Source organism: Carboxylicivirga litoralis (assembly GCF_025499605.1).
In the GTDB taxonomy this organism is placed as follows: Bacteria; Bacteroidota; Bacteroidia; order Bacteroidales; family Marinilabiliaceae; genus Carboxylicivirga; species Carboxylicivirga litoralis.
In genome coordinates this window covers 57,497-74,804 of sequence record NZ_JAFMVC010000017.1, presented here as the reverse complement: position 1 = coordinate 74,804, position 17,308 = coordinate 57,497, and the positions used below count along the sequence as shown (strand labels likewise).

Sequence of the window (17,308 nt, the reverse complement as noted above, 5' to 3'; positions counted from 1 at the left end):
CAAACCTGACCGTTTTTTTCATCCTGTCAGGTTTAAGTTTTATTTAGCAAAGCGATAAGCTAGTTTAATACCTAGAGTTCCAGAAATAACATCTCTGATATCGTCTCGGGTATAAACCGAATAGAACAAGCTTGGCTGGAAATTACCAGCTGAATAATGTGCCCCCAAACTGAAAACATCGAACATTTGGTCTCTAAAATCATCATATTCATCCGTAGTCAGATTAATTAAGCCTGTGTAATCAGCACTCAAAGCGAATTGGTCGAAAGAGTAATTTCCGTTAAATGAATAATTCAAGTACAAATCATCAGCTACCGTAGCATTGCTTCCGGCAAACATATATTCAAGGCCTCCTCCCAATTCAAAATTCCAAGCTGTTTGCTTAATTGTGCCATAAGCTATTTTAGTGAAGATGGTGGTCACGTAGTTTAAATATTTATGCATCTCCGACATATCACCATACAGCATGTAATCCAACGCTTTGTTATTGCTGCCATGGGACGCTGTCGGCAGAAAGATGCTCCCCTGAGTATTTAAGTACTTCGAGTTATTTAGTTTTTTGCAATATGTTGCACCTAACATCAGATTTCCCCATGCTGTTTTCGAGACATCAAATGGATTTGATATTAGAGGATCGCTATATTCCAAATAATCTAATTCGATTTCATATTTGGCAACTCCATATGGAATAGAAGCCATTAGCTTCCAGTTGTCACTAATCGGATAAGAAAAGGCAATATCATAGGCACCGCTTATTATCTTATTCTTATCGATATAATCATAAAACGGGTGCAAATACCGTAATTCAAGTCGCGCAACAGAATCGGCGGGTGAGAATAACTGAGTTGATTGAGCTTTAGTTAGAGTTGTTGTTAAGGTCATAATAACCCCTAAGATAGAGACTGGAAGAAATCTATTCATAAGTATTGTTAGTTTGGTTAGAATTCGCACGAATGTACTAATTATTTTACACAATTTATTTCCCTACTTTTGCAGCAAAATAAGCACAGCGTGAGTTTCAATCCATATAGCACAGATTTGCCCATTACCGAAGTTATAGACGAGGTAAAAGCACATTTACACAGCAATAATACCTTAATCGTTAATGCACCTCCGGGAGCCGGTAAAAGTACTCTATTGCCCTTAGCGTTGCTGGAAGAAGATTGGTTGGAGGGGCAAAAAATCATTATGTTGGAGCCGCGTCGTCTGGCTGCCCGAACTATTGCCATGCGCATGGCCGATTTAATAGGCGATAAGGTAGGGAACCGGATTGGTTATCGCATACGTTTTGATAACTGTGTGAGTGAACAAACGCAACTGGAAGTGGTGACCGAGGGTATTTTAACGCGCATGCTACAAAGCGATAATGCCCTGGAAGGTGTTGGTCTGGTTATTTTTGATGAGTTTCATGAGCGTAGTTTATTTGCCGATGTGGCCCTGGCACTCTCGCGGGAAGCACAGCAGGTGTTACGCCCCGATTTACGCCTGATGATTATGTCGGCCACCTTGGATATGCCACAACTGACCAAGTTGTTGAATGCGCCATCGGCGGTGAGTAAAGGGCGTCAATACCCGGTTGAAATTATTCACGAGGGCGAGAACGATGTGATGCTGCTGCCTGAGTTAACAGCACGGGTGGTCTCAAAAGCGGTGAAAGAACAGCAGGGCGATATTTTGGTGTTTCTGCCCGGCGAAGGTGAAATTAGAAGTTGTGAAACCATCCTTAAAAAGAAGCATCGCGATATTTCGATTCACCCCTTGTATGGCCAGTTGCCACCCAATAAGCAGTATGCTGCTATTATGCCGCATCGCGAAGGCAAACGCAAAATAATATTAGCCACATCAATAGCTGAAACCAGTTTAACCATTGAAGGAATTAAGGTAGTGGTGGACTGCGGTTTTAGCCGAACACTTAAGTTTAATCCCAACTCGGGTTTATCACGGCTCGAAACCGTTGATATAACGCTGGATTCGGCCGATCAACGTGCCGGACGTGCCGGACGTCTGGGGCCAGGTGTGTGTTATCGCATGTGGAGCAAAGGCACGCATAACCGTTTGCAGCCTCATCGAACGCCCGAGATAGAAGAAGCCGACCTGGCCTCTTTGGTACTGGAAATGGCCCAGTGGGGCGTGGCGGACATCCGCAAGCTCACCTGGCTATCGCCGCCGCCCAAAGGTCATTTGGCACAGGCAACAGAGTTATTGCATCAGCTTGAGGCTTTAGATAATAATCGCATAACAGAGCATGGTAAAGCCATCCATCAGCTGCCATGTCATCCGCGCCTGGCGCATATGTTATTAATGGCTGAAGAAGAAGAGCTGGCACCATTAGCCTGCGATATAGCCGCTTTGCTCGAAGAGCGAGACCCCTTGGGGAAAGAAGCCGGAATTGATTTAAATGCCCGCATTGAAGCGCTCCGGCGACACCGCTTAGGGGAACTGAAAAGCAAACCCTTGAGCCGTATTGCTAAAATAGCTGAGCAGTATCGACGCATATTATCGCTGGAGGAGGACAATTCATCAGTTGACCCCTACGAAACGGGCTTGTTACTGGTTTATGCCTTTCCGGAGCGCATAGCACATGCCAAGCCGGGCAACAATGCGCAGTTTAAATTAGCCAACGGAAGTATTGCCGCTGCAGGTCATCAGGATGATTTAGCTCACGAAAGCTGGCTGGCAATTGCCAATGTGAATGCCCGCGAAGGTGTTGGGAAAATATTTTTGGCATCGCCATTGAACCCGCAGGATTTAGCGCCCATGGTAAAAACCGTTGAATCGGTCAGCTGGGATACAAAGCGTGGTGGATTTAAAGCGCAATCAGAATTACGGATTGGCAGCATTGTTTTACAAAGTAAACCCTTGCACCATTATGACGAAGGCCTGAAAATAAAGGCGATTTCCGAAGCTATTAAAAAGGAGGGAAGCTGGCTCTTAAACTTCGATAAAGAGGTGATGCAATGGCAAAACAGGGTGTTGAGCTTGCGTAGCTGGGATGCCGGATATGACTGGCCCGATGTATCGACAGAGGCCTTGTTGGCCGATAATGAAAGTTGGTTGTCGCCCTACCTGAGTGCTGTTAAGAAACCGGATGATTTAAAAAAGATTGACTTAAAAACCGTTCTCCAGCACCATCTCGATTTTGAGTTGCAAAGCCGGTTGGAGCAACTGGCGCCAGAGCGCATTAAAGTACCCAGTGGCTCACAAATAAAACTTAATTATCAAAGCAATGGGGAAGCGCCTGTTTTGGCTGTTCGCCTGCAAGAGGTGTTTGGCATGACCGATACGCCAAAGGTTAATAACAGTGCTGTTAATGTGTTGATGCATTTGCTTTCGCCGGGTTTTAAGCCGGTGCAAATTACCAACGATTTAAAAAGCTTCTGGAGTCATGCTTATTTTGAGGTGAAGAAGGAGTTGAAGTCCCGCTATCCAAAGCACCATTGGCCCGATAATCCTTTAGATGCACCGGCCGTGAGAGGTGTAAAGCGCCAGAATAAATAAAATTATAGCTCATCAAGATGAATATCTTTGTCTCGATGAGCTATTTAAATTGATTATATCCATGGTATTATTTCCGATTGACATCGTAGATAGTTCCGTCGTTGTACATGGCTTTTAGCTCTTCACGCGACACCATGTAAGCCTCGTTTGAATAGCATGAATCCACATCGATCGCTTCTATGCCTGACTTTTGTGAGTAATTGTAGTTATTGTACACAAAGTAAACACTGTCTTCATCTACTTCAACAACTTTCAGGGTTGAAAATTCGTTTTTGTCGGCTTTGTACTCATACACATCGCCAATCATGGGATTATCCAGGTATTCCAGTTCATTCTGAGCTTCAGCCTTATCATTAATCGTAAACAGTGCGATGATGATGGCAATAATGGCCACTCCCGAAAAATGCCAGAATGGAATGCGGGTATCGCTTTTCAAGGTTTTATAAGAGCGCTTCAAGTCATCATTCATTTCTTTAGGTTTGTACACCTTTTTACAGTGTGAGCATTGTGCTGCACCTGTTTTACCAATCGATAGGGTTGGAATCCAGAAAATATGGACGTAGCGTCCATATACACTGTTGTAAATTCCACCTTTTTCGCCACAATGTGGGCAGCTTATTTGATTGTTCCCCTCTGTTTTAATGTGCGACGTGCGCCATCCGTAGATTACCATTTGTGAAGTTTTTTTTAAAAATGTGAGTTAGAAGTTTAAAAATAGTCAGCTGTATGAATAAAACAGCATCAGGTTGCCTTAGAATTATTCTGAATAAGAGCGTCAGGGAAGGTCAGTGATTTCATTTGTTATCAAAACCATAAAAACCTAACTTTAGATACGAAATATTTTAACCAACTCACGTTATGAGAATTCTACTCTCAAAAATCAGTATCATATTAGTCTGCAGCATCATCTTTGTAACTGTTTCTATCAAAGCACAAGAGGTGGCTGATACAACCAAAAAGCACTCTTTTGCGGCCATCCCAATGCTTAATTACAACAACACTACGGGTATGAGCTTTGGGCTTATCGCACAGGCTTTTTATAAGATAAATAGGAATGATACCATTTCACCAACCTCGTCTTCTGGAGTATTTGGTATTGTTACAACAAATGGTACCTATTTTACGTCCTTGTTTCAACGAATGTACCTGAAAGAAGACAGATGGCGTATTTTGTTGGCAGTCGGCCTGGGAAATGTCAATTACCAATATTGGCAGGAGTTTACACAAAACTCGGGTACATTTATCGGTTTTAGTACAGCTGCTAATTTTGCTTTTGCACGGATACAACGGCAAGTATACAACAAACTGTATGTTGGAGTTCAAGGTATTTATTCGGTAGCAGAAACAGATTTTGATTTACCTGATTTCTTTCCTGATGACATGAAGAATCAGCGCATTAATATGAATAATATAGGGTACTTATTCAATTTTGATAAACGGGAGCATCAGATAAATCCTTATGGTGGTTACAACGTTGAATTTAAGAACAATTTTTACCGGGATTGGCTTGGAAGTGGAGCCGAGTTTGAAAGTTATGAAATAACCTACAACCATTACTACAAAATAAAGAATGAACGCAATATTTTGGCTACACGCGTTCATGCATCTATTGCAACCGGAGATGTGCCGTTTCAGGGGCAAAATGTGGTTGGTCACGATGATATACGGGGCTATTCCGAGGGTAAATACCGGGCAGATCAAATATATGCGATCCAAGCTGAATACCGCTGGCGTTTTTACAAAAAGCTGGGTATGGTAGGTTTCTTTGGTTTGGCCAGTGCGGTTGATAGCTTTGATACTATTTTCGATGAAGAATTGTTACCGGGTGCAGGTCTTGGAATCCGTTACCAGGTGATACCCAAAGAGCGCATTAATATTGGAATCGATGTGGCTAAAGGAACAGATGACTGGGGTTTGTATTTTCGTATAGGTGAGTCGTTTGGGAGATAAATCTGCTAGTTTCAAGATAGAATCGTATTATCATCTTATACATGCATTTTTATCATTTTTATAAGTGCTAAACGGCTTTAAATAGGTATTATTAGCACCTAAAATAATGCTGGATTATTACAAAACCATTGTAGCACATGAATAGAATTGTATCGGTCATAACTCTGCTTTTTATTATTGGTATTAGTGCTTTCACTCAGCAAAAACAATATTCTTTTTTGCCGGTGACCAAAGCCGATGGTATGATTAATAATAAAATTCAATGTATTCATAAAGATTCAAGAGGGTTTATTTGGGTTGGCACCTTGGCAGGTCTGAGTCGTTACGATGGGCATTCGTTTGTCAATTTCTTACATGATTCATCTGATTCGACCTCGCTGTCAAATAATTATATAGTTGAGATACAAGATGACAATAAAGGTAACCTTTGGATTCAGACGAGTTTGAAACCAATCGTTTATGATGTTGAAGAAGAACGGTTTTATAATGATATCGGTGAATACTTAGGTGGAGATATGCTTGGCTTTACGGCTTATCGATTCTATTGCGATAAAAATAAGCAAGTGTGGCTTAGGAATTATGACCAAATGTATTTTCAATTATATGATGAAGTTAATAATCAATTGATTCAAAAGTTTCCAGATAAATCAACGAATGGTGTGAAGGCTTTTGATTTAAAACATTATAACAATGCCTACTATTACCTGTTTGAAGATGGCAGGATTGAATGTTATGACGATACAAGTTTCGAACTTCTCTTCACCGATGACTTCCTGGTTGGCAAAATGGGTAAGGACTATTTAAACTCCGAAATATTTGTTGATGCTGAAGGAGATATCTGGTATTATGGTAATCATAACGGAATAGCGCATTTCAATGCTCGTAAAAAAGAGTGGCAACAATATTCGAAAGAAGCTGGTGACATACGATTAACAAGTAACACGGTACATAGTATTATCCAGGATGAAAAAGGTCAAATATGGATTGCTACAGACCATGGAGGCTTAAATATTCTAAATAAATATTCAGGAAAGATAGAGGCATTGTACAATCAGCCAGATAATAATAAGAGCTTGAGCCAAAATTCGATTATAGACCTATATATCGACAACAACAACATCATTTGGCTGGGAACGACTAAAAATGGTTTATGTTATTACCACGAAAGTATTCATAAGTTTGCCCACTATAAACACATTGTATCTGATAGTAACAGCTTGCCATTTAGTGATGTTAACTGTTTTGTGGAAGATTCAAAGCAAAACCTTTGGATAGGAACCAATGGTGGCGGTTTGATTTATTATGACCGACAGAACGAACGCTATACGCGTTTTCAGAACGACCCGGATGATAACTCTTCGTTAAGCGGCGATGTGATTGTTAGCTTGTTTATAGATCACAATAAGCAATTATGGATTGGTACTTATACGGCGGGCTTAAATCGCTATGATGGAAAACAGTTTGTTCGATACAAAACGACAACTGGTAATGGACTAACAAGTAATAGTATTTGGTCCATAACAGCCGATGGCAATCAACGTTTGTGGATAGGCACATTGGGAGGAGGTGTGGTGACGTATGATACAATCTCTGATTCGTTTCATCCATTACCCAATAAGGGGCTGATAGAATGGCCTTACGTATTTGTAAATCAGGTGTGTAATTTAAGCAATGGGAATATGGTCATTGCCACTGCTAACGGTATTATTTTTTATAATGTTGAAGAGGAGCGTTATAAATACCATCCGAGCGACAACCGAATGCAACCTTTAGGTTTTGGCAGCCGATCGGCCTTTGATGTTTTAGAAGATTCAAGAGGTTTATTATGGTTTGCTTCTCGTGAAGGTGTTATCGTTTATGATGAACTTAGGGATGAGATAATACAATTGACGGAGAAGGATGGAATCGCCGAAGATTTGGTGACAAGTATTGAAGAAGACGAGTTTCAGTCAATTTGGGTGAGCCTGCCAACCGGTTTGTGTCAGATATTTGTTAACCGATCTTCGGCTAATGGAAGTTATGAGTTTAAGGTTAAGCATTATACGCATGCCGATGGGCTTCAGAGCGAGGGATTTAACGACCGATCTAGTTATAGAACGAGTGAGAATGAGTTGATATTTGGCGGAGCCGATGGCTTTAATATGTTTAAGGTTAAAGACATAAAGTATAACCATATTTTACCCCAAGTGGTTTTTACGAAGTTACAAGTGTATAATCAAAGTATTTCACCAAACTCAAAGGTCGAAAACATCAGGCTTTTAAAACAGTCGATTGTTTCTACCAAAGAAATTGTTTTGAAATATTGGATGAATGTATTTTCCATTGATTTTGCAGCACTCGACTTTTTTATTCCTCAAAAAACACGTTATCAATATAAATTGGAAGGAGTTGATGAGCAATGGCATTTACTGGACGAAGGTTTATTTAGTCTGACTTATGCTAACCTTAAGGCTGGAGATTATATTTTAAAAGTGAAAGCAGCCAACAATGATGGGGTATGGAATGATAAATACGCAGAATTGCGAATCAAAGTGTTACCGCCATTTTATGCCACTCCGTTGGCATATGCTTTATACTTTGCTGCCATCTTATTGATGATCATATATTTCAGGTATTCAATGATTCGGAAAGAACGCTCAAAATTCGCTATTGAACAAGAGCGTTTGGCCGCTAAGCGAAATCACGAAATGGATGAGATGAAACTACGTTTCTTAACCAATGTGAGTCACGAGTTCAGAACACCTTTAACCCTGATTTTAACACCTGTTCAGAAATTGCTTGAAAAAGCTTGTTCACCCAAGGATGAAAAGTTACTGAAGGTCATTGATAAAAATGCTAAACAGTTGCTCAACCTGGTGAATCAATTGCTCGATTTCAGAAAGTTGGAGTTACATGGTTTACGCTTTAATCCGTCGTACGGAAACCTGGTCTCCTTTATCAGGGATGAAGCCGATAGTTTTTCGGAATCATTTGATAAAAAGCACATTAAATTCACTTTTAAGCATGAAATGGATGAATTGATGCTTAGTTTTGATAAAGATAAGTTACAAAAGGTAATCATGAACCTATTGTCAAACGCCCTAAAATTTACTCCTGAAAATGGCCGGGTTAGTATGGTTTTATCAATGGATGAGCAGGTGCAAAAGGCTAAAATTGAGATTAAAGATACAGGTGTTGGAATTAAAAAATCGGATTTAGAAAAAGTTTTTATCCGGTTCTACCAGGCCGATAATAACAAAAAGTTAGGTTTGTCAGGTAGTGGCATTGGGCTGAATTTAGCACGTGAACTTGTGCAGCTACACAACGGCAGCATAGGGGTTGAAAGTGAAGAAGGAAAGGGGGCGGTTTTTACCATTTTATTGCCGCTTGATGATGGCAACAATGTTGCTCAGAAGACCAAAGAAAAAGATGCTGAACGGCACATTATTGAAGAAGACGCGACAAAACCTGCAGATAAGCCAAGCTTGCTGTTGGTGGAAGATAATATGGACTTCAGAACCTTTATGAAGGAAACACTTGAAGAGGATTTTGTAATCAGAGAGGCTGCCGATGGACAGCTTGGTTATAATGCGGTTCACGAGGCTTTACCCGATATTATCATTAGCGATGTTATGATGCCAAACATGGATGGACTCGAGTTGTGTCAGAAATTGCGCAATGATATTCGTACATCACATATTCCAATCATATTATTGACCGCTCGTACGGCCGATGAAGATAAGATTAAAGGACTGGAGATAGGCGCTGATGATTATATTACCAAGCCTTTTAATATGGATTTATTGTTGCTTCGGGTAAATAAGTTATTGGAGAAACGCAGTAAAATGCAACAGGAGTTTCAGAAAACGGTGGAAATTAACCCAAGTGAGGTGCAAATTACTTCAATGGACGAAAAACTCATAAAAAAGGCGGTTAAAGTGGTAGAAGACAATATGGCAGAAGCTGGGTTTTCGGTCGAGGATTTAAGTAACGAGCTGGCCATGAGTCGGGTTTACTTATATAAAAAGCTGGTGTCGATAACCGGAAAGTCGCCCATTGAGTTTATTCGTATTATCCGCCTGAAGCGCGGTGCTCAGTTATTAGAGAAAAGCCAGATGAGTATTGCTGAAGTAGCTTATGAGGTGGGGTTCAATAATCCACGATATTTCAGTAAATATTTTAAAGAGGAGTATGGCATGTTGCCAACGGCATACATTAAGGCACATGCTAAAAAGTAATAATGAACTGCTTGAAACAAAAAACTCTAGTCCTTCTTTTAATAAACGTTTTTGATCCCAGTAAAATTTTGCCTGAACTCCGACGGGGTATATCCTTGTTTCTTTTTAAAGATTCGGTTAAAGTTCGATATGTTATTAAAACCGCACGAGTAACATATTTCACCAACGCTTTTATTGGTTTCAATTAAAAGGCGTGTGGCATAACCCAGTCGAATTTCGTTGGTAAAGTCGACAAATGATTTACCTGTGCGCTGTTTTATTAAGCGGCTAAACGAAACAACAGTCATATTAATATGGTTGGCCGCTTCTTCTACTTTTATTTTTCGATGGTAGTTGTCTTTTACAAAGGCATAAACAGCTTCAATGCGTTCGCTGTTATGAAAATCGTTCTTTCTGAGAAAGGAAATATTTGACAAAAGCTGCTGATCGCGCGAAATAGCTAAATCATATAATAGCGATTGAAATTCTAAAAAACTATCGAAACTCCGCTTGCGGCTGATGGAGTAAATCCTGTTTTCCACTTTCTGAATGGTTTCCTGTGAAAACAAAATACCCCGGTTAGCGTTGGTAAATAACTCTTTGATAGGCTGTAAAATATTTCGACCCAATAAGTTATCGTTAAACAGCTCTCTTGGAAATTGAATGGTTATTTCATGGTAGGTATGATCCGATTGGTTTTGATGGTTCTCCCAGCCATGATAAATGTTAGGGCCCACCATTACCAGTTCTTTATCGTCAATAATGCCTATGTGATCGCCCACGGTGCGCTTGCCTCCTTTGGCATTAACGATAAAATTTATCTCGTATTCAGGATGAAAGTGAATAGGAAAAGAAAAAGCGCGTCGTTCCCGGTCAAAAACCAGAAAACAATCGTTCTCTTTAAGTGGCGTTATTTCGCGATGAACTTCATGTTGCATGGTTGTTCTGTTTAATAGGTAAAAGTAAAAGGGCTTATACTATTATATATGTTCAAATGTTAACAAACTATGTTTGATTTGAATGCAAACTGTAATTCTATCTTTGCGCGTTATTATTAATGTCTTGAAATATAACCACATAGAGTGTGTTGGGTGAGAGGGTTATATTAAAAAAATATTGAATAAACAATTGATACAATAATATCACATTCTGATTGAAAAATAGTTGGTGTAGGGGGTACACACCTCTACATTTGCTATTGTAAAATCACTAACTAATATTCAATCTTAAAATGGCAAGAATAAGTCTGTTTATACTTTCGTTATTCTTCTTGATAGCATGTCAACCTGCGCATCAAAAAGAACTAAGTCCCCAGGAGGAATTATTACACACTTTAAAAGCTGTAAAAACCAAAGCTGTTTTATTTGGCCATCAGGACACCTATGCCTACGGTTATTATTGGAACAATGTAGAAGGCAATTCCGATGTGAAACGTGTCACTGGTGATTATCCTGCCGTATTTGGATGGGAGTTGGGTGGTATTGAAAAAGGTGTTAAAGCGAATCTCGACACCGTTTATTTCGATGACATCAGACGCTATGCCGTAACAGCCTATCAGCAAGGCGGCATCAACACCATTAGCTGGCATCCCTTTGCGGTTATCGATAGGGTGGATTCGTGGAACACTGAAACCCGGGTGGTTGAAAAGATTATTCCGGGAGGTGAATATCACGAGGCCTTTAAAAAAGATATGGATGTTTTGGCCGGTTACCTCAATAGTATTGTAACACCTGAAGGTGTTAAAGTGCCTTTTATTTTTCGTCCATGGCACGAGATGGATGGAACCTGGTTTTGGTGGGGCGTTAATAGCTGCACTGCTGAAGATTTCAAAGCTTTATTCCGGTTTACGGTTGATTACCTGCGTAACGAAAAAGGTGTGGACCAGATGTTGGTGGCCTATTCGCCTGATCGTAACTTCAATACCATTGAAGAATACCTGACCTGGTATCCGGGCGATGAGTATGTTGATGTGGTCGGAATGGATAACTATTACGATTTATATACCGATGGCTTATTAGACGAAGCCATTCGCAAACTGCACATCGTTATTGATTATGCCAACAAAACGGACAAAGTATCGGCCCTAACAGAAACGGGTTATGAAAATATACCTGATTCAACCTGGTATATGAGTAAATTAGGCGTTGTTCTGGCCGATCCAAAAGTAGCATCCAATATCAGTTATACGCTGGTGTGGCGCAACGATCCTTTAAAACATTTCTTCTTTCCTTATCCCGAGCACGCATCAGCTATATACGCTAAAGAAATGTTGGCACGCGAAAATGTATGGTTGCTCAATGACCTGACGGAGTATAAAAAAACAATGGAATAATAGTTTAATAATGAAGAGCATGATGTCATTTGAACCGCGTTTGGAAGCGATTAAAAAGAAACATAACAAACTGATTTCAAAACCAAATAAAGCATTATTTAGCGAAAACGGTATCTATACACGATATAAGCGCCCCATACTAACGCGCAATCATGTGCCGATTCACTGGCGATACGATCTGAACGAAGCCACCAATCCCTACCTGATGGAGCGCATTGGCTTTAATGCCGCCTTTAACGCAGGTGCGATAAAGCTGGATGGCAAGTATTTGTTGGTGGTACGCGTGGAAGGTAACGACCGTAAATCATTTTTTGCTGTTGCCGAAAGTGACAATGGCATCGATGGTTTTCGGTTTTGGGATAAACCCATTACATTACCACAAACCGATAAGCCGGATACTAACGTGTATGATATGCGCCTGACGCAGCACGACGATGGATGGATTTATGGTGTTTTTTGCACCGAACGAAAAGACCCGTTAGCTCCCGAAGGCGATACCAGTAGTGCAGTTGCCGCGGCCGGCATCGCCCGCACCAAAGACTTAAAAACGTGGGAGCGTTTACCTGATTTAATTTCTACAAGTGGTCAGCAGCGCAATGTGGTGTTGTTTCCGCATTTAATTGAGGGTAAATATGCCTTCTACACGCGTCCGCAAGATGGTTTTATCGATACAGGCAAAGGTGGAGGCATTGGTTTTGGATTATCGGAGTCCATTGAACAGCCGGAGGTTAAAGAAGAGGTGATTGTGGATGCCAAGACTTATCACACCATTTACGAAGTAAAGAACGGACTGGGACCGGCGCCAATCAAAACCGCGAAGGGATGGTTGCAACTGGCACACGGTGTACGCAATACAGCGGCCGGTTTGCGCTATACCTTATATGTGTTTATGACTGATTTGGAAAAACCTTGGGTCGTTACGCATAAGCCCAACGGCCACTTTATTGCCCCAATGAAAGATGAACGGGTGGGTGATGTGTCTAATGTGGTGTTTTCTAACGGGTGGATTGCCGATGATGATGGCACTTTATACATTTATTATGCAGCTTCGGATACGCGCATGCATGTGGCGACAACAACCATCGACCAATTGGTGGATTATTGCCTCAACTCGCCCGAAGATAAGCTTCACTCGCACTTAAGCGTGCAAACCATCAATGAGCTGGTTGATAAGAATAAGGAATTCATGCATTTATTGAAATGAACCTCGATTCTGCAGTTCAACAACTAAATGATTCAACAAATAAACATGTCAGATAAAGTTACTTTAAGAGAGAAAATCGGTTATGGTTTTGGTGATGCAGCTTCCTCCATGTTCTGGAAGATATTCTCCATATTCTTACCGTTTTTTTACACCGATGTCTTCGGAATTTCAGCAGCTGCGGTGGGAACGATGTTTTTGGCAACCCGCATTTGGGATACAGCCAACGACCCTTTGATGGGCGTGCTTTGTGATCGCACAACCACCAAATGGGGGAAATTCCGGCCTTACCTGTTGTGGGTGGCTGTTCCGTTTGGTGTTGTGGGTGTTTTAATGTTTACAACACCTGATTTAGGACTTACAGGTAAGTTGATATATGCTTATATTACATACACGCTTATGATGATGGTGTATACCGCTATCAATGTGCCTTATGCCAGTTTGTTAGGGGTGATGTCGCCTAAATCCAACGACCGGACCTTATTTGCTTCTTATCGCATGGCTTTTGCTTTTGCGGGTAGCATTCTTGTGGTGTTGATTTATCAACCTTTGGTTGATGGTTTTAAAAATGTGGTGGCCGTAACTACTGCTTATCAGTTAACAATGGTGGTAGTGGGCTGTCTTGTTATTATCATGTTTTTATTAACCTTCAGCTGGACACGCGAACGCATTTCACCGCCCAAAGAACAGAAGAATAACCTGAAAGAAGACTTAAAGAATCTGGTTGGTAATATTCCCTGGTTTGTATTATTGGGAGCCGGAGTGGCTACTTTGGTTTTTAACTCGGTGCGCGATGGCGTAACTCTATATTATTTCAAATACTTTATCAGCGATGATGTAGCGCTATCGTGGACAAGTGCCACTTTTACGTTCAGTACATTATACTTGTTTTTAGGCCAGGCTACTAACATGATAGGGGTTATAATGGCCAAGTCGGTTTCGTCGGTATTGGGTAAACGCAAGACATTTATGTATGCCATGTTTTGTGCTGCTATTTTAAGTGGTTTCTTCTTTTTCGTCGGTAAAAATAACTTGTGGTTGATCTATACCTTGCAAGGCTTGATTAGTTTCTGTGCCGGTATCGTTTTTCCATTGTTATGGTCGATGTATGCCGATGCGGCTGATTTCTCGGAGTGGAAAACAGGAAGAAGGGCAACTGGTTTGGTGTTTTCAGCATCAAGCATGTCACAAAAACTAGGATGGACCATTGGTGGCTCCATTACTTTATGGCTCCTGGCATTCTACGGTTTTGAAGCCAATGTTGATCAGTCGGCCGAAACCATTAAAGGCATTAAATACATGATGAGCTTTGTGCCGGGAGGAGCAGCTCTTTTGTCTGGTTTGGTTATGATGTTATACTCGCTAAACGACAAGAAAATGGTAAGCATTAATGCCGAATTAGATCAGCGAAGAAACGCTGAATAATTACGAATTAAACGATTTAATGATGAAAAAAAATCTACTGCTAGGCATTAGCTTAATAATGCTGATAGCTTGTCAGCCCTCAAATACAGAAAATATGACGGTTCAGATTGTTGATCAAGGATGGACGTATCAGGAAGTGGATGGCGATCATAGTGGAAATGCCACTGTTCCGGGAACGATTCATACCGATTTACTCAATAATGGCCAAATCGAGGATCCTTTTTATCGGACTAATGAAAGTGATTTGCAATGGATCGATAAAAAGGATTGGGCCTATCAAACAAGTTTTGAGGTTAGTAATTCCACCATGCAAAACGACCGTGTTGAGTTGCACTTTTATGGCCTTGATACCTATGCTGATATTTTTCTGAACGGGAAGTTAATAAAGGAGACTAATAATATGCACCGCGAATGGACGGTTGATGTTAAAGACTTTATTCGCCTGGGTGAAAATCACTTGAAAGTGTATTTGCATTCGCCAATTAAAAAAGGTCTTGAACTTTATGAAGCGGCCAGTTATTCGTATCCAGCCACCAACGATCAGTCGAAGAATGGCGGATTAGAAGATAAGAAAGTGTCTGTTTTCACCCGTAAAGCCGGTTATCATTATGGGTGGGATTGGGGCCCACGTTTTGTGACGTCTGGCATCTGGCGCAATGTAGAGTTACGCAGTTGGAATCAATTACGATTGAAATCGGTCTACATTAAGCAACCCTTAGTAACTTCGGAGCTCGCAAAGCTTGTTGCCGATATCGAAATTGAATCAGAAGCTGCTGTGCATGTGGATGTGATCATTAAGAATAACGAAAATATTCTGGCTCATCAGGAGTTAAGTTTGGCAAAAGGAATGAATCAGTCAGCAGTGGCTTTTGAAATTCAAAACCCGCAATTGTGGTGGAGCAAAGGGCTTGGCGAGGCTCATGTGTATGATTTTGATATTCAGGTTAAAGAGAAGTCGAAAATATTAGCGGAAAAAACCGTTTCAACAGGGTTGCGTTCAGTGAAGTTAGTTCGCGAAAAGGATGAATTTGGAGAATCATTCTTGTTTGAGTTAAATGGCGTTCGCGTTTTTGCCAAAGGAGCCAACTATATTCCAAACGATAACTTTTTGCCACGTGTTTCAAAAGACGATTACGACAAAGTGGTAGCCGATGCCGTTGATGCCAATATGAATATGTTGCGTATTTGGGGCGGAGGGATTTACGAAAACGACTACTTCTACGAGTTGTGCGATCGGAATGGGATTATGGTGTGGCAGGATTTTATGTTTGCCTGCTCTATGTATCCTGGTGATGAGGCCATGCTTGATAATATTAAGCATGAAGCGATCGATAATGTTAAGCGCTTGCGCAATCACCCTTCTATTGTGCTTTGGTGCGGTAATAATGAAATTAATACAGCCTGGCATCATTACGGTGAAGGAGGCTGGGGCTGGAAACAGCGTTATACACCGGCTCAACAAGAGGAGATTCAAAAGGCATACCTGGATATCTTTCATAAGGTATTACCTGATGTGATTAATGATTATACAGCTCATGTTGATTATTGGCCATCATCACCACAGTCTGGATATAATCCGGAGGAACATGCCAGCTACGAAACCACTTCGGGCGATATGCATTACTGGGGTGTGTGGCATGGTTTACATCCATTTAAAGACTTCGATAAATACAAATCACGTTTTATGAGTGAATTTGGCTTTCAGTCTTTTCCTGATTTTGAAACGGTGAAAACCTATACGAAACCAGAAGATTATGATATTGAATCAGATGTAATGGCTGCCCATCAACGTAGTGGTATTGGAAACTTACGGATAAAAGAATACATGAGCTGGTATTACAAGGTGCCTGATGATTTTGAACAGTTTTTGTATATGAGCCAGGTGTTGCAGGCTCATGGAATGAGAATGGGTATTGAAGCGCATCGTCGGGCCATGCCTTATTGTATGGGTTCACTATATTGGCAAATTAACGATTGCTGGCCAGTGGCTAGCTGGAGTAGTACCGATTATTATCACAAGTGGAAAGCGATGCACTATGCTGTTCGCGATGCATTTAAGCCCATCATGATTAGTGCGGTGAATGCCGAAGATAGGGTGGAGTTGTATGTTGTTTCTGATTTGTTAGAAAGTAAAGAGGCAACTTTGAAAATTGAAGTTATAGATTTTGATGGAAACAAAGTTTATGAGGCTTCACGTGAAATCACGATTAATGCCAACACTTGCACACAACTCGAACCTTTAAGCTTAATCGATATTAAAGGTTTGAATAAAAAGTACGATGTTTTGGTTCTAAAAATAGAAGACGAACACAAAAACGTTAGTTCTAAGTACCATTATTTTAAACATGCCAAAGACTTAAATTTACCAGATGTTGATTTAAATATTTCGGTCACAACGGACGGTGATGATACTTTTATTGATGTTAGTTCTAAAAAACTGGTAAGAAGTTTATACCTGTATGACGAACGCTCTGGTTTAGTTTTAAGCGACAATTATTTTGATATTTTACCTGGTCAAACTAAAAGGGTTAAAGTGTTAAATAGTGATGTTCCAGTAACTTATGATAAAGTTAACTTTAGATACATAAGACGTTAACAAATCAACACATCTTTTGGTAAAAAAGAACAGATATTTGATGCTTAGATATTATCAACTCTGGTTATAAATAAAGATTAATAATCAGAGTTGATTTCAGAAGTGTCGTT

10 protein-coding genes are annotated in these 17,308 nt (G+C 40.5%); 7 read left to right on the top strand and 3 right to left on the bottom strand.

Annotated features, from left to right (window positions below; genetic code table 11):
- Nucleotides 1–39: 39 nt before the first annotated feature.
- The gene (locus J1N10_RS15020) at nucleotides 40–921 is read right to left on the bottom strand and encodes a porin (protein ID WP_262327546.1); all 882 of its coding nucleotides are present in this window, start codon (nucleotides 919–921) and stop codon (nucleotides 40–42) included.
- A 90-nt stretch (nucleotides 922–1,011) separates the two neighbouring features.
- On the opposite strand from J1N10_RS15020, the gene hrpB reads away from it, so the two are divergent.
- Entirely contained in the window at nucleotides 1,012–3,498 is a 2,487-nt protein-coding gene (gene hrpB, locus J1N10_RS15015; RefSeq protein WP_262327545.1) for an ATP-dependent helicase HrpB, read from the top strand.
- A 67-nt stretch (nucleotides 3,499–3,565) separates the two neighbouring features.
- Here hrpB and J1N10_RS15010 read toward each other — a convergent pair whose 3' ends face one another.
- A complete protein-coding gene (locus J1N10_RS15010) occupies nucleotides 3,566–4,171 on the bottom strand; it encodes a zinc ribbon domain-containing protein (protein ID WP_262327544.1) in 606 nt (201 codons plus the stop codon).
- Nucleotides 4,172–4,356: 185 nt separating this feature from the next.
- Between J1N10_RS15010 and J1N10_RS15005 the strand changes: the two genes are divergently transcribed.
- Both J1N10_RS15005 and J1N10_RS15000 read left to right on the top strand, forming a co-directional pair.
- Nucleotides 4,357–5,448 (top strand): BamA/TamA family outer membrane protein, encoded by a 1,092-nt coding sequence (locus J1N10_RS15005; protein WP_262327543.1) that lies wholly within the window; start codon nucleotides 4,357–4,359, stop codon nucleotides 5,446–5,448.
- Nucleotides 5,449–5,585: 137 nt separating this feature from the next.
- Nucleotides 5,586–9,665: a hybrid sensor histidine kinase/response regulator transcription factor gene (locus J1N10_RS15000; protein ID WP_262327542.1), complete on the top strand. Its 4,080-nt coding sequence runs from the start codon at nucleotides 5,586–5,588 to the stop codon at nucleotides 9,663–9,665.
- A gap of 38 nt (nucleotides 9,666–9,703) precedes the next feature.
- On the opposite strand, the gene J1N10_RS14995 is transcribed toward J1N10_RS15000, so the two are convergent.
- Nucleotides 9,704–10,582, bottom strand: a complete 879-nt coding sequence (locus J1N10_RS14995) for a helix-turn-helix domain-containing protein (protein ID WP_262327541.1) — start codon at nucleotides 10,580–10,582, stop codon at nucleotides 9,704–9,706.
- 293 nt (nucleotides 10,583–10,875) lie between these two features.
- On the opposite strand from J1N10_RS14995, the gene J1N10_RS14990 reads away from it, so the two are divergent.
- Genes J1N10_RS14990 through J1N10_RS14975 form a run of 4 tightly spaced genes read left to right on the top strand, consistent with a single transcriptional unit; the run spans nucleotide 10,876 to nucleotide 17,198 of the window.
- On the top strand, nucleotides 10,876–11,976 hold the full coding sequence (locus J1N10_RS14990) for a glycoside hydrolase family 26 protein (protein WP_262327540.1): 1,101 nt from the start codon (nucleotides 10,876–10,878) through the stop codon (nucleotides 11,974–11,976).
- 19 nt (nucleotides 11,977–11,995) lie between these two features.
- Nucleotides 11,996–13,180, top strand: coding sequence for a glycoside hydrolase family 130 protein (locus J1N10_RS14985; RefSeq protein WP_262327539.1), 1,185 nt, complete (start codon nucleotides 11,996–11,998; stop codon nucleotides 13,178–13,180).
- Nucleotides 13,181–13,225: 45 nt separating this feature from the next.
- Complete coding sequence (locus tag J1N10_RS14980) at nucleotides 13,226–14,602, top strand: MFS transporter (protein ID WP_262327538.1); 1,377 nt, start codon at nucleotides 13,226–13,228, stop codon at nucleotides 14,600–14,602.
- A 22-nt stretch (nucleotides 14,603–14,624) separates the two neighbouring features.
- Nucleotides 14,625–17,198 (top strand): beta-mannosidase, encoded by a 2,574-nt coding sequence (locus J1N10_RS14975; protein WP_262327537.1) that lies wholly within the window; start codon nucleotides 14,625–14,627, stop codon nucleotides 17,196–17,198.
- Nucleotides 17,199–17,308: the final 110 nt, after the last annotated feature.

Bases quoted from the DNA above. Each gene is read 5' to 3' on its own strand.
- J1N10_RS15020 (WP_262327546.1), bottom strand. From the start codon at position 921: ATGAATAGATTTCTTCCAGTCTCTATCTTAGGGGTTATTATGACCTTA.
- J1N10_RS15010 (WP_262327544.1), bottom strand. From the start codon at position 4,171: ATGGTAATCTACGGATGGCGCACGTCGCACATTAAAACAGAGGGGAAC.
- J1N10_RS15005 (WP_262327543.1), top strand. From the start codon at position 4,357: ATGAGAATTCTACTCTCAAAAATCAGTATCATATTAGTCTGCAGCATC.
- J1N10_RS15000 (WP_262327542.1), top strand. From the start codon at position 5,586: ATGAATAGAATTGTATCGGTCATAACTCTGCTTTTTATTATTGGTATT.
- J1N10_RS14995 (WP_262327541.1), bottom strand. From the start codon at position 10,582: ATGCAACATGAAGTTCATCGCGAAATAACGCCACTTAAAGAGAACGAT.
- J1N10_RS14990 (WP_262327540.1), top strand. From the start codon at position 10,876: ATGGCAAGAATAAGTCTGTTTATACTTTCGTTATTCTTCTTGATAGCA.
- J1N10_RS14985 (WP_262327539.1), top strand. From the start codon at position 11,996: ATGATGTCATTTGAACCGCGTTTGGAAGCGATTAAAAAGAAACATAAC.
- J1N10_RS14980 (WP_262327538.1), top strand. From the start codon at position 13,226: ATGTCAGATAAAGTTACTTTAAGAGAGAAAATCGGTTATGGTTTTGGT.
- J1N10_RS14975 (WP_262327537.1), top strand. From the start codon at position 14,625: ATGAAAAAAAATCTACTGCTAGGCATTAGCTTAATAATGCTGATAGCT.